This is a genomic window from Paractinoplanes ovalisporus, assembly GCF_016834655.1.
Taxonomy (GTDB): Bacteria; Actinomycetota; Actinomycetes; order Mycobacteriales; family Micromonosporaceae; genus Actinoplanes; species Actinoplanes ovalisporus.
The window spans coordinates 48,232-61,494 of sequence record NZ_JAENHP010000022.1; the positions used below are offsets into that span (position 1 = coordinate 48,232).

The 13,263-nt window shown below is 68.4% G+C and carries 13 protein-coding genes; 7 read left to right on the forward strand and 6 right to left on the reverse strand.

All coding sequences use genetic code 11. From position 1 onward, the window contains the following. Nucleotides 1-35: 35 nt before the first annotated feature. The 3 genes from JIG36_RS40865 to JIG36_RS40875 all read left to right on the forward strand — a co-directional run bounded on the left by JIG36_RS40865 (nt 36) and on the right by JIG36_RS40875 (nt 3,129). On the forward strand, nt 36-1,580 hold the full coding sequence (locus JIG36_RS40865; RefSeq protein WP_203381954.1) for a helix-turn-helix transcriptional regulator: 1,545 nt from the start codon (nt 36-38) through the stop codon (nt 1,578-1,580). A gap of 199 nt (nt 1,581-1,779) precedes the next feature. Next, a complete protein-coding gene (locus JIG36_RS40870; RefSeq protein WP_203381956.1) occupies nt 1,780-2,478 on the forward strand; it encodes a hypothetical protein in 699 nt (232 codons plus the stop codon). A gap of 24 nt (nt 2,479-2,502) precedes the next feature. Beyond that, nucleotides 2,503-3,129 (forward strand): NADPH-dependent FMN reductase, encoded by a 627-nt coding sequence (locus tag JIG36_RS40875; RefSeq protein WP_203381958.1) that lies wholly within the window; start codon nt 2,503-2,505, stop codon nt 3,127-3,129. Nucleotides 3,130-3,133: 4 nt separating this feature from the next. On the opposite strand, the gene JIG36_RS40880 is transcribed toward JIG36_RS40875, so the two are convergent. Next, entirely contained in the window at nt 3,134-4,792 is a 1,659-nt protein-coding gene (locus JIG36_RS40880) for a VWA domain-containing protein (protein WP_236049217.1), read from the reverse strand. Nucleotides 4,793-5,059: 267 nt separating this feature from the next. Here JIG36_RS40880 and JIG36_RS40885 point away from each other — a divergent pair, with 267 nt between their 5' ends. After that, complete coding sequence (locus tag JIG36_RS40885; protein ID WP_203381960.1) at nt 5,060-5,554, forward strand: Lrp/AsnC family transcriptional regulator; 495 nt, start codon at nt 5,060-5,062, stop codon at nt 5,552-5,554. Between the two features lie 324 nt (nt 5,555-5,878). Beyond that, entirely contained in the window at nt 5,879-6,481 is a 603-nt protein-coding gene (locus tag JIG36_RS40890) for a GNAT family N-acetyltransferase (protein ID WP_236049218.1), read from the forward strand. Nucleotides 6,482-6,691: 210 nt separating this feature from the next. Here the strand turns inward: JIG36_RS40890 and JIG36_RS40895 are convergent, their stop codons facing one another. Both JIG36_RS40895 and JIG36_RS40900 read right to left on the reverse strand, forming a co-directional pair. Further along, entirely contained in the window at nt 6,692-8,230 is a 1,539-nt protein-coding gene (locus tag JIG36_RS40895) for an APC family permease (protein WP_203381962.1), read from the reverse strand. A 62-nt stretch (nt 8,231-8,292) separates the two neighbouring features. After that, a complete protein-coding gene (locus JIG36_RS40900) occupies nt 8,293-8,931 on the reverse strand; it encodes a GOLPH3/VPS74 family protein (protein ID WP_203381963.1) in 639 nt (212 codons plus the stop codon). Between the two features lie 231 nt (nt 8,932-9,162). On the opposite strand from JIG36_RS40900, the gene JIG36_RS40905 reads away from it, so the two are divergent. Next, the gene (locus JIG36_RS40905) at nt 9,163-10,011 is read left to right on the forward strand and encodes a helix-turn-helix domain-containing protein (protein ID WP_203381965.1); all 849 of its coding nucleotides are present in this window, start codon (nt 9,163-9,165) and stop codon (nt 10,009-10,011) included. Nucleotides 10,012-10,057: 46 nt separating this feature from the next. Next, nucleotides 10,058-10,288, forward strand: coding sequence for a DUF397 domain-containing protein (locus JIG36_RS40910; protein ID WP_203382178.1), 231 nt, complete (start codon nt 10,058-10,060; stop codon nt 10,286-10,288). Between the two features lie 117 nt (nt 10,289-10,405). Here JIG36_RS40910 and JIG36_RS40915 read toward each other — a convergent pair whose 3' ends face one another. The 3 genes from JIG36_RS40915 to JIG36_RS40925 are packed head-to-tail and all read right to left on the reverse strand — an operon-like array spanning nt 10,406 to nt 13,118. Then, nucleotides 10,406-11,365, reverse strand: coding sequence for an SIS domain-containing protein (locus tag JIG36_RS40915; protein WP_203381967.1), 960 nt, complete (start codon nt 11,363-11,365; stop codon nt 10,406-10,408). After that, on the reverse strand, nt 11,362-12,510 hold the full coding sequence (locus tag JIG36_RS40920) for a hypothetical protein (protein WP_203381969.1): 1,149 nt from the start codon (nt 12,508-12,510) through the stop codon (nt 11,362-11,364). Before JIG36_RS40920 ends, JIG36_RS40915 begins: the two co-directional genes overlap by 4 nt. Then, complete coding sequence (locus JIG36_RS40925) at nt 12,507-13,118, reverse strand: TetR/AcrR family transcriptional regulator (RefSeq protein WP_203381971.1); 612 nt, start codon at nt 13,116-13,118, stop codon at nt 12,507-12,509. Before JIG36_RS40925 ends, JIG36_RS40920 begins: the two co-directional genes overlap by 4 nt. Nucleotides 13,119-13,263: the final 145 nt, after the last annotated feature.

A 13,263-nucleotide genomic window follows, 5' to 3' on the forward strand; every position in this document is an offset into this window, starting at 1 on the left:
CCAGGAATGTGCGCAGCTCGCCATATAGTTAGGACGTGCTGGACGTGGGACTGCCGCCGCCGATTCCGCCGGTGCGCGCGAGCGGATCATGGGATCAGACCGCGCATCTCCTGCTGTGGGTCCGCACGGGCTCGGCGTGCGTCCGGTTGGCCGACCACCCGGAGTTCCGGCTCGCCGCGGGCGAGGGTGTCTGGATTCCGGCCGATGTCGGCAACTCCTGGACGGTCGTCACCGAGCCCGGCACGGTCGTCTTCCCGCTGCTGACACATCCGAGCATCGCCGCCGGGGCCTTGTCGGAACCGAGGCGGTTCGTGATCCCCGACGGCTGGCAGGACTGGCTGATCCAGCACTTCAACCTCCGGATCACGCCGCTCACCGGCCACGGGTACTCCCAGGACGTGCTCGCCGACCTTCTCCGCGGGGCCGGCCGGCGACCGCCCGGGACCTCGCCGCGCGCGGTCGATCCGCCGGCCCTGCCGAGAGCCGGTGGGGCCCGGGAAGTGGCGAACGAGCTGCTCCGGAATCCCGCGCTCGCCCTCACCGTCACCGAATGGGCGGCCCGGGTGATGTCCAGCCCGCGCACCCTGCTGCGTGACTTCCGCGCGGACACCGGGCTGACCTTCGAGCAGTGGCGGCTACGGTGCCGGCTCAACGCCGCGGTCGACCACCTCGCGGCCGGCTACGGCGGCGACCACGTGGCGGCACGGGTCGGCTTCGCCAGCCGCAACGGCTTCACCCGCGCGTTCAAGCAGCAGTTCGGGTCGACTCCGTACGAGTTCAGCCGCGCGCTCTCCGCGCACCAGGCCGACCTCTCCCGCGCGACCGCCGCGCGACAGGCCGACGACCTCGTCCGGATGGTGCGGGAAGGGCAGGCCGCGCCCGAGCTGCTGCCCGCAACCCGTACGGCCTCGCACTCCAACGATGTCCATGTGCTGTGCTGGGCGTACCGCGGCCGCGGCTACCTGCACATCGGCGATCGCCGGTACGAGTGGGGCCGGGGCGTCGCGACCTGGATCCCAGCCGGCGTGGAGCACGTCACGGGCGTCCACGAGAACTCCATCTGCCTGCCGCTCGGCGACGCCGGCACCGGAGACCTGCGACTGACCGAGCCGCTGCAGGCGCAGTTCTCGCCCGCCTGGGACGACTACCTGCTGTTCTGCTCGGTCAGCGCCCGCACCCCGGTGCGTCCGGACGGCTACAACCCCAGCCACGTCCTCGACCTGTTCTCCGACCACGTAGCCGCGCAGCGCGCGCTGTCGGTGCCGATGCCGGCCGACCCCCGCGCACGGGCGGTGGCCATGGACTACCTACGCCGCATCGGCACGTCCGGCGGCTCCGGGCCCGAGGTGCCGGCCGACGTCCAGCGGGCCTTCCGCGAACAGACCGGCATGAGCGTCGCCCGGTGGTGCTACGCCGCCCGCATGCGCATCGCCCGCGACCTGCTCGCCGGCGGCGCCAAACCGGTGGCCGTCGCCCGCCGCGTCGGCTACGCCCACCTGCCGACGTTCAGCGCCGCCTTCTCCCGCCTCCACGGGCTCTCACCGCGGGAGTATCAACAACGCGAGACCAAGAAACCCTGACCTGGCCGTGGGGCTAGTCGGTGGGCTTGGCCCCGGTGTGGGAGCGGGCGATGATCTACGTCCACCGGGGACAGGATCGCATGCAAACGGCCGGGGGAGCAGGGCGGGAGCAGGTCGGGAGCAAGGGCCCGGCGGACGAGCCGAGCGGGGTGGTGGCGACCTACCGTGATTGTTACCCCCCTGCGGAAGGACCCCCTGAATGAGCTCTCGCCTGCGTGTGGCCGTCGTTGCGGCCGCGACCCTGGCCACGCTGTCGATCCCGGGGGCCGCGCTGGCCTCCGGTGGCAAGGACCGCGACCGGGACGGCATGCCCGACAAGTACGAGAAGGCCAACGGCCTCGACCCGCGCAAGAACGACGCCCGGGGCGACAAGGACCGGGACGGGCTGCGCAACCTGGCCGAATACCGGGCCGGCACCGACCCCCGCAAGGCCGACACGGACGGGGACGGCATTCGCGACGGTGACGACAAGCGGCCCCGGATCAAGGACGGGTCGCGGGCGAAGTTCACGGTCACCTCGTACGACGGGAGCACCGGCGCGCTCGTGGTGGCGTACGGGAAAGGGTCGTCGTTGACCGTGACCGTCACCGACGAGACCGGGCTCTCGTGGAAGGGCAAGGGATGCGCCTCGCCGGCCACGATCGCCGACCTGGTGACCGGTGCCGGGATCGACAAGCTGCGCCTGGCCAAGCCCCGGTCGGATGACGACGGTAACGATGAAGCCAAGCCGGACGACGGTGCCAAGCCGGACGACGGTGCCAAGCCCGACGACGATGCCAAGCCCGATGACGACATGCCCGGCGACGACAGCGGCCACCACGGCCGCAGCGCCCCGAAGACCAGCGGCACCACGCCGGTGGCCGAACAGATCGCGCTGATCTGCGCCGCGGGTTCGTAACGGGGACGCTCTAGGCTGGGCGGCGTGACCCGCATCCTGCTGATCTCGGGCAGCACCCGCGAGGATTCCCTGCAGACCGCCGCCCTGCGCACGGCCGCCCGGTTCGCGCCGGAAGACATCAACGCCGGCCTTTTCGAGGGCCTGCGCGGCGTGCCCGCGTTCGTGCCGGGGGAGGAACATCCGCACGACACGGTCGTCCTGCTGCGTCATCAGGTGCGCATCGCCGATGCCGTGCTGATCAGCACCCCGGAATATGCGGGCACCCTCCCGGGCGCCCTCAAGAACCTGCTCGACTGGCTGATCGAGGACAACCTGCTCGACGGCAAACCGGTGGCCTGGCTGTCGGTCTCGGGTGAGGGCGAGGACCACGGCGCCCGCGCCACGCTCGAGACCGTGCTCAGCCACACCAACGCCAAGGTGCTGCGCGCGGCCTGCATCCGGGTGCCGATCGATCCGCACGCGGTCGACCGTTCCGGCCTGGTCACCGACTTCCGCCTGCACCAGGCCCTGCAAGACGCGCTGCAGGCCCTGGTGCGGGTGCTGGCCATGTCCGAGGCCCCGCCGCGCCCGGCCTGGCAGCAGTATTCGAGCGTGTTCCCGGTCATCGAGCGCCGCGACACGTCGTCCCTGCCCGACTGGCAGGCGGGATAAGGCGTCAGGCGCCCTTGCGGCTCGCGATCGCCTCCAGGAAGATCTCGCCGATCTTGGCCGGGTCGGTGGCGATGAAGACTCCTCCGGAACCGGAGGCGCGGGCGATCTCCTCCAGCTCCGCGCGGTCGATCGCGGTGCCCATGCCGATGATGATCATGCGGACGGGCCGGGCCGGGTCGCGCAGGCTGGTCATCTTCGCGACCAGCTCGTCGATCGTGAGGCCGCCGGGGTTGTCGTTGCGGCCGTCGGTATAGATGACCACCGAGTTGGACACTCCGGGCCGCCAGCCCTGTTGGACGCGCTGGTAGGCGGCGAGCGCGGTGTCGAAGAGACCGGTGTCGCCGTCCGGCTTGGGGACGATCCGGCCGATCGCCGCCTCGAGCTCGTCGCGGTGGGTGGCGCAGAGCGAGATCGGCACGTTCTCGACCCACGGGCGCCGGCCGTCCATGTCGGTGGAGAAGGTCCAGTTGCCGACCGACCAACGGTCGTCCAGAAGCCCCAGGCCCTGCCGGGCCACGCCCTGCGTCACCTGGGCGCGGGTGAGGCCGCCGGCGGTCGGGACCTTCGCGTTCATCGAGCCGGACACGTCGAACACCGCCAGCATCCGGCCGGGCTGGGTGATCGCGCTCCAGCTGCCGAGCAGCTGCGAGACGGCCTTGACCGGGACCGGGGTGGCGGGCGGGATCGTGGCCGGCGCGCCCTTCGGCGTCTCGAAGCCGGGACCGGCCGTGCCGTCGGGGCCGCGGACGCCCGCCCGGGCCAGCGCGGCGGTGAACAGGCCGGTGCTCAGCGCGGTGCGGAGCGTGGCGGCGGCGGCCGCCTTCGGGGGGTCGATTCCGGGCATGACCGCGTACGGGTAATCGAGCATCACCGACGCCGGTGGGTAGACCGCGGTCAGCGGGGCGGCCGGGTTGTTCCGGTTGTAGGTGATCAGATCGGCCTCGGACAGCGGGGCCAGGCCGATGCCGGAGCGGCTCTGGAACCTTTCGAGCAGGGCGCCGCGGGTGCCGGCCCGGTTGGCCGACATCGCCTGCATGGCGCCGACCTTCAGCTTGGCGCCGGTGGCGTCGGCTCCCGCCGCGCCCGCGATGAGCAGCAGCCCGGCCAGTCCGGTGGCGTCGCGTTCGGGGTCGACGACCGCGGGCCGCAGCTCCTTGTCGGTGGCGATCCGCTGCACGAGGGCCTTCGGGGCGGCGGCGGCCGGCACCGGGCGGTCGGCCGGAACGGCGAACACCAGCGGGCTCTCGGCGATCGACCCCAGCATCGACGGCGTGAACCCCGGCGCCTCGGCCGCGATCCGCAGCATCCACGTGCTCGAGTCCGCGATCCAGACGTCGGCCTCGGTGTCGGCCCGGCTCGCACCGCCGTTCACGAGGTTGACCCCGTGCTTCCGCCCGACCGCGGCCGCCATCGTGGTCGGGTCGACGACGCTGACGGTGACGGCGACGCACGCCCCGCTGCGGACCCAGGTGTCGGCGGCGTCGCGGACGGCGGGCTGGATCTCGTTGGGGGCGGCCACCTTCAGCCGTACGGGGGCCGGGCAGTCCTCGGCGGACAGTTGCCGATAGCCGGCCCAGCCGGCGCCGGCGACGGTGACCACGGCGAGCGCGGCCAGGGCGGCGATCACTCCGGAGCGGCGAAGATGTCGATGGCGACCGGGCATCGGGACATCATGATCGGGCCGCCCGGGCGGGGCCATGGACGAACGGATAAATATTTCACCCGTGCTGCACATAGTTGACGATCGATAGCTCTCACCTGCGGATCGAGCCGCGGCCCGGTGGCGGGCATCCCGGTCACGGGCCATGACGAATTTCAGATGAAGCACGCACTCGAGTCCGGTCCACCGGTGGGCATCCTGCATCCCCATGTGCTTGCCCGTTGTGCGTTTGCACAGCAGAATGGCGGTCGACGGGGGAGGATGGCAACGATGCGATCTCTGGACGCCACCGATGCGCGCATTCTGCTGGCGCTCGACGCCGATCCCGACGCGACGGTGGTCGCCCTGGCCGAGCGGCTGTCCATGTCGCGCAACACCGTGCAGGCGCGTCTGCGCCGCATGCGGGAGTCGGGGGCCCTGGGGGCATACTCCCGCCGCCTCGAGCCCGCCTCGCTCGGCTATCCGCTGATGGCCTTCATGACGCTGTCGCTCAGCCAGCGCGAGGGCGACCTGGCCGCGCAGCAGATCGTCCGCATCCCCGAGGTGGTCGAGATCCTGGCCACCACCGGCGACGGCGACCTGCTGGTCCGGATCGTCGCCAAGGACACCGGCGACCTCTACCGCATCACCAACCTGGTGGTGGCCGCCCCGGGCGTGGTCCGCACGTCGACCTCGATCGTGCTGCACGAGGTCGCACCCAACAGCGTCGACGGCCTGCTGCGCCGGCACACCCATCCGCAAGAATCGTCACCGAGGGTGATGTGAACCGTTTTGGAAATGGGTATGGTGGCCGGGAAATGATCTCCGTGCATTCTTGATCATTGACCATTATCGTGGATCTTGCTATTCGTTCGTTTCCGCAAGACAATCAAGGGCCTGCACCAGGGGTAATGCGCACGATGTCTAGTACTCCGGGGCCTGAACCGATTGTCGAATCGAGGGACGAATCTACTGTGGCCATTGCAAGTTGCATGCCAAAACGGGCACTCGACGCATCCGGTAGATGAATTGGCACATTCAATCGGCCGACACGCATTGTCGTGGTCGCCTAACGGTTCGTACTCTGATGGTCAACAATCATCGATCTAGATGAGTGCGACAAGCGGGCCGACCTGGCGGCGGCCTGCGGGGGAGCCGAGCATGCTTATCAAAGTCATCGACCGGATCACCGACCAAGCGCTCCACGAGACAATGTGGACCATGTACCGGGATGCGTTCGAAGAGCTGAACCACCTGGCGGTTCAGCGGCATCTGATGTTCCGGCCCGAGTTCGACGCGGTCATGGAAGACCCACGGGTCGACAAGTATCTTGCCCTCGATGACGACGGCACGATCTGCGGTGTAGCGACCTACACGAATGATCTCGACGCTGTACCCCTCATCGCACCTCAGTACTTCGAGCGGCACTGGCCCGATCAGTACGCCGCTCGCAAGATCTGGTACATCGGCTTCGTCGCGGTGAGCCCGGAAGCCCAGGGCCGCGAGGCGTTTGCCCAGCTCGTCGAGCAGATGTACATGGTGGCGTCGGCTCAGAACGGCCTGGTTTGTCTGGACATCTGCAACCACAACGACGAGGTCCGTCGGATGTCGCGGGTGTTCCGGATGATGGTGAGCCGTCTCTCCGACAACATGAAGTTCACCCGGATCGACCAGCAGTCGTACTGGCTCTACGAATTCCCCACCGCGGCCTGACGGCACAAAACGCGGCAGGCCGCCGACTTTGCCGACGGTCTGCCGCGGAGCTGGGGGGAAACCTTCATGCCATAGGCAACCTCCACATCGGAGGGGATGCGATGGTCATCGGGTAGCTGCGTTTTCGAGTGCGGCCACCTCCTTCACCGTGCGGTTCTTTTCCCACGGCCGGCGCGACGTCTCGCGTACGTCCATGGCAGCCTCGGGAAATCAGTAGGGATATCCGCTGCGGGCGCCCACCGGGTCGGCGTGCAGCGGCCGCAGCGACGATGTGTTGTCAGGGACGACACTCACCCGCCCCTCGGTGCCACGGCCGATCGCCGCATACACCTCCGGACGCGCGGCCCGCATGATCATGGCCCAGACGAAGCCGACCACGGCGACGGCCAGATAGAGGGCCGGAATGAGCCACTGGAACGGCGAGTCGCCGTCGACCTGGAGCAGTTCGCCGAATCCGATACACGTCGCGGCCAGCACGACGGTCAGCAGCAGGAATGCCGTGGCCGGCGCGATGTAGGCCTTCCAGACGCTTTCCCCGCGCCGGTTTCTCATGAAGAAGGCCAGCACCGCGGCCGACGCCGCCCACATGAGAATCAGAACGCCCAGGCCGCCGATCGTCGTGAGCCACGCGAAGACGAAGACCAGCGGGTCGGAGCCGACGAGGGCGTACAGGCTGAGCACGATGATGGCCAGCACGCTCTGGGTGATGGAACCGAGAAGAGGAGCGCCCGTACGCGGGTGGGTGCGGCCCCACGCGGCCGGGAGCACGCCTTCGCGCCCCAGAGCGAACTGGTAGCGCGAGACCGCGGCGTGGAACGCCAGCAGCGCCGCGAACACGCTCGTGAGGAACAGGACGTAGCCCAGGTCGACCAGGAAGCCGGGGAGGTGCGGCCCGACGAGTTGGAAGACGAGGTCGGTCTGATGTTCGGCGGCCCGGGCGGCGATCTGGTCGGGTCCGGTGTTGACGGACATCGCCCAGGCCGAGATCGAGCAGAGAACACCGGCCAGGATCACCGCGATGTGAGTGGCCCGGGCGATCGTGCGCTTCGGGTCCTTGGCCTCCTCGGAGAGGACCACGGTGGCCTCGAAGCCGACGAAGCCGGCGATCGCCAGCACCAGCAGGATGCCGACCACCGGGGTCGCCAGCGGTGCCGGGGAGAACTGCGAGAAAGTGATGTGGCCGTTGGCCGGGTTGCCGATCATGACCAGGTCGTAGATCAGCACGATGCTGATCTCGAGCACCAGCAGGACCGCCAGGACCTTGCCGCTCAGGTCGACCCAGAGCAGGCCGAGGATGGCCACCGCGAACCAGGCCGCTATCGCGCAGGCGTACCAGGGGACGGCGAAACCGAAGGCGGAGAGGATGCCGCTGGCGACCGAACCGAACAGCCCGAACAGTCCTATCTGCATCAGGGAGTAGGCCGGTAGGGCCACGAAGGCCGCTCCTACGCCGATGATGCGACCCAATCCGTGCGAGATATAGGAGTAGAACGCTCCGGTGTTGACGATGTGCCGGCTCATCGCGACGAAGCCGACGGTGAACAGGGAGAGCAGTCCCGCCGTGACCAGATAGGCGATCGGTACGGCGGTGCTGCCGATGATCGCGTAGATGGTCGTGATCGATCCGATGATCACGGTGAGCGGGGCAGCGCCCGCGACTCCGAAGAACACCACCGACGGGACGCCCAGCCTGTTCTTGGCCAACGCCTTCGTGACGATGTCCGGTTCTGCGGGTTGCATCTGCGCCATCAACAGCCTCCCGGCCCAATGATCAGAGTTGTGGCGCCCGAGGTGGTGGCGCCCGGTGCCGTTCACCGACGGCCGACAGTGACGACCGAGCCCACGGAGGCTTCGGTGTATTCGACGAGTTCCCGCAGGTCTGCGGGGAGGGATCCGACCGCGCTCGGCAAGGACTGGAACGCGTGCCTATGCGCTTCGAAGTCGTAGAGCACGTGACGGGTGAGGCCGGTGGCGGCCACCAGGCCGATCAGCACCCGGTCACTGATGCTCATGCCGATCCCGCGGACCAGCAGGTTCGCCAGCCGGGCCGGCGCCCACGCGGCGGCATTGCGTTGCGCCGCGCTGTTGGGCATATAGAGGGTCTCGGTCGACAGCATCCGTCGTTTGGTGACGACCTCGACCGCGCCCAGGCGGGAAAGGCGTTCACCGACACGGATCGCCGCGTCCTGAGAGAGGAAGGCCAGCCAGATCCGGACGTCCCGGTGTTGCGGCTGGGCCACCAGCAGGTCGAGAATGTCGTGCGCGAGCGCGTCCGACGGGGGATGCCGGTCGAGGATGATCAGATCTCCGTCCGAAATGCCGATCCGTCCTTCGAGGATGAGCTCGCCGAGTAGTGCAGCGGCCAGGCCTAGGCCGGTCGCACGTGGATGGAGACGGGACCGGCCGGTGCGGTCCTCGTGTGCGATCAGGAAGTACTGGTCAGCCAACACGCCGCCACGCCCCTTAGACAACGTCTTGATGGTCTTTGGTCGGGTTGGCAGTGACCACCATGGCCGCGATGATCACTGTCGGTAGAAAACGCTGTGACTCGATGTCCGCGCATCATGTACCCGCCGGAAGGGCCAATACAAGAAGGCTAGTACTTTTTGTTTGGTGCTCCGTGTTTGGATCATGAAGGCCTGGGCCGTACTATCGGTCCCATCAGGACCGAGGGAGTCCAGGTGTCCGTAGATGAAGGGCCAACCCTGCGCCGTCGCCGCCTGGGAGCGGAACTCAAACGGTGTCGCGAAGCGGCAGGGCTGACGCAAGAGAACGTCTCGAGGCATTTCGAGTGGCACGCCGCGAAAGTCACGCGTATAGAGACGGCGCGTGTGGCGGTGACCCCACGCGACGTAAAAGACCTGCTGACGCTCTATGGCGTCGGTGATCAGGACTATCGCGAGGCGCTGGTCGAACTGGCCCGGCTCTCGCGCGAGCGGACATGGTGGACGGATTACCGCGACATCATGCGTCCCGGCAACTTTGTCGGTCTCGAGGCGGCCGCCGCCTCGATGCGCGCCTGGGAACCGATCATCGTGCCCGGTCTGCTCCAGACCGAGGCGTACATGCGCGCGCTCATCCGCACCGGCCGGTCCAACGAGTCACCGCAGCAGACCGACCGCCGCGTCTCCCTGCGCCTGACCCGTCAGGTGCGGCTGCGCGGCGAACGGCCGCTCGAACTCACCGCCATCATCGACGAGTCGGTGGTGCGCCGGGTGGTGGGCGGTGACGAGGTGATGAACGAACAGCTTCGGCATCTGATCGAGGTTGCTCAATTACCCAACGTGATGCTGCAGATTCTCCCCTTCAGTGCCGGCGAACACACCTTCCTCGGCGGTTCAGCAGCGCTTTTGGAGTTCCGGGAGACCACCCATTTGGATGTTGTCTATCTTGAAGGTCTTGCGGGAGACTACTACGAAGAGCAACCGGCCGAGGTTGTTCGATACCGCCAAGAGTTCGAGCGATTGAGCGCCCGGGCGCTCGACCACCGAATGACCATCAAGATGATCGAGAGCCTGCTCGTCGCGTAGGCCACCTCGACCGACACAACCGCATAGTGAAGGGGGGTGCTTGAGTATGCTCACGCACCAGCTAAACGCTGCTGTTCTCACCGGCGCGGTCTGGAAGAAGGCCAGCCGCAGCAACGGCAACGGCGGAAACAACTGTGTCGAGGTCGCGTTCCTCGACCAGGGCGTCGCTGTCCGGGACAGCAAGGACCGCTCCGGTCCTGCACTGATGTTCACTCAACAGGAGTGGGCGGCCTTCCTCGGCTCGGCCAAGGACGGCGAATTCGACCTCGACGCGTAAACGAATCCTATCGATAGGTACGCACAGATTCCAAGCGCATACTGAAGGTCATCTCCGGGTGCCGTGGCCCTGATTACCGGGCGTCGCGGCACCCGCACTAAGAATCACCATTCTCACTCATTCCGGTGAACTTTGTGCGACGTCTCCCCACCATTTCGCGGCCACCAGTTCCGCGACCAGGGTTTCGGTCGCCAGACGTACCCCCGGATCGTCGTCATGGCGAAAGCGAACCGTTCCCGCGGCGCCCGCCACATCGTCTCCCACCGATACGTAGGGAGAGTTTCGCCGGCGCATCCAATCGAGTGCCTGCTCGTCGTACCGCGACCCCGGAAACAGCAGTGCACGGTAACGCAGCGTCTTCGTCAGGTAGACGTCGACGTGCGCCCAGTCGCCCGTCTCGCAGCCGTCGGCAGGGCGGCGCGGCCCCTCACGGAACATGAGCGCCGACTGCAGCGCGGAGGAGATCCGGTCGACCGGCGCGATCGGATAGACGCCGTCGCCGTCGGCCAGCAGGTCACTGATCGCGGGCAGCCAGGAGTCACGGCGGTCCAGCAGGTCGGTGGTCGCCTCGGCGGTGCGGTCGATCAGCCGTACGGTGCCCTCGGTGTTCTCACCCGACAGCCGGCGCACCAGCGCGTCCAGCAGCAGGCTCGTGTGCTGGAAGGACCGGCAGGCGACACCGCCCGCCTCGGCTCCGGCATGCATGTCGATCACGGCCGTGGCCCCCTTGGCCAGCGGGGAATCCGGATCGTTGGTCATCGCCACATAGGAGCGGCCGGCGATCGCGTCCAGCGTCTCGGCGCTCGTGCCGGACGCCGAGATCGCGATCAGCAGGCTGTCCCAGTCGGGTAGCTCGTCGGACGCGTACTCGGCGACGGCGTCGATGCCGGCCCGGCGCAGGCGACGGGCCGCGACCAGGGCGGCGTAGCGGGAGCTGCCCATGCCGACGAAGGTCACCCGCGACGGCTTCTCGAGGACGGCCCACGGGTCGTCGCCCGCGAAAAGGGCCAGCTCGCGCAGGGCGGCCGGCTTGGCCTCGAGGTCGGCCAGGAACAGGGCGGGATGCAATCGGATCACCCGTACCAGGAACGCAGGACACCCACCGGCGCGTATCGCCAGCGGGGGAGGAACCGGTCCGCGTAGACGAGCTCGCGGCACTCCTGCTCGACCTCGAACGGCCGCAGCAGCTCACCTCGGAACAGGTCGCCGAGACCCGCGAGATCAAGACCTTTCCCGTACGCCGTAAGCAGGTCATCGGCGGCACGGCGGCCCCACTCGACCAGGGCGTCGCGGTGCCGGCCGCCGGTGCGCTTGTTGGCGATCTCGGCGACGTGCAGCACGCTCATCCGCAGCTGGGCCACGTCCCGCGCGACCGGCTCGGCCCGCGCGGCCCGGGTCGGGTTGCCGTCGAAGTCGATCACCGCGTAGCCGTCGCGCCAGCGCAGGATCTGGCCCACGTGCAGGTCGCCGTGCAGGTGGATGGCCGGGCCCGGGTTCCGGCGGGCGGGCGAGTCGAGATCGGCCGCCAGCCGGGGCCGCATCGACCTCAGCCACTCCGCCGCGTCGGTGGCGGGTGCCCAGGGCTCGGTCGCCGTGGCCGGTGACTCGTCGACGTCGGCGGTGGCCAGCGCCTCGTCCAGCAGGTCGGCCCAGCCGTCGGCGGGCGCGGCGGCAAAGATCGGGTGGGGAATGTGAACCGATGGCGTGGCCAGGGCGGCGTGCATCTCGGCGGTGAGGGCGCCCAGTTCGGCCCCGATTCCGGTGGGTGGGCCGCTGTCGCTGCCGTCCAGCTCGGTCCCGATTCTGGTGGGTGGGCTGCCGTCGCTGTCGTCCAGCTCGGTCCCGATTCTAGTGGGTGGGCCGCCGTCCAGTTCGGCTAGCAGGTCATCGACGCACCAGTCGTAGCCGTCCTGGCCGTCCGGCAGGAACTCGGTCACCAGGGCCACCAGGTTGTCGCCGTCGAAGAGGGCGGCGTGCGGGGTGGGCATCCGGCGGAAGCCGTTGGCGGCCAGGTGGGCCAGGATCCGGGTGGAGCGGTCGGGGGCCGGGGTGCGCATCCATTTGACGACCAGTTTCTCGCCGACGACTACCGACTCGTTGGTCTGGTCGACGGTGATCGGGCGCTCGGTCGCCTCTATGTCCTGAATTATGGGGACGAAGATGCGTACGGTCTCGTCGCCATTGATGATCCTGTGGACCAGCTCGGCCGATCTGCCGGTCATCGGCTGAGCTCCAGCGGATTGGCGGTGGCCTGCCGGGCGTACGAGAGAATGAGCTCCTCGGCGGTCGCGGCGTCGAGCGTGGGATGCCGGGCGACGATCCGATAGCCGTACGCGTCCTCCAGCGCGACCAGATTGCGGCCGATCGTCTGCGAGTCGGTGGCCAGCGTGAAGATGCCCCGCGCGGCGCCCAGCTCGAGGATCGTCTGATACATCGACACCTGGCGGTCGAACAGCGTAGTGAGCAGGGCCGCGTAGACCCGGTTGCGCCCGGCCGACCCGCCCAGCTCGCACAACAGCCGTACGTCGGAATCCTCGGCGTCGGTGGGCAGGCCCGACCGGATCGTGACGACCAGCTTCTCGACCGGGTCGGTGAGCCCGGCGATCCGGCGCATCCGCTCGGCGTAGAAGCGTTCCATGCCGGCCTGGTTGGCCTCGAGCAGCAGGTCGCTCAGGTCGGGATAGTGGTAGAGCACGGCGCCGGAGGTCAGCCCGGCCTCCTCGGCGACCTGGTTGAGCAGCACCCCGCCCGGGCCGTGCTGGATCATCGCCCGGCGGGCCGCCTCGACGAGGTCGGCCCGGCGTTCGCTGCGGGTCTTCCGGGTTGCCAAGGTGTTTCCGTTTCTTCCGATCATCAACTGTCGCCGACAACCATAGGCTCTGGGTATTGACCTCGCGCAAGACCACTTGTTGAATTGCCGTTCAACAAGCGCTTGCTTCGTCGAGGCCGGGAGTCGCGATGCCCCTGACGGTACT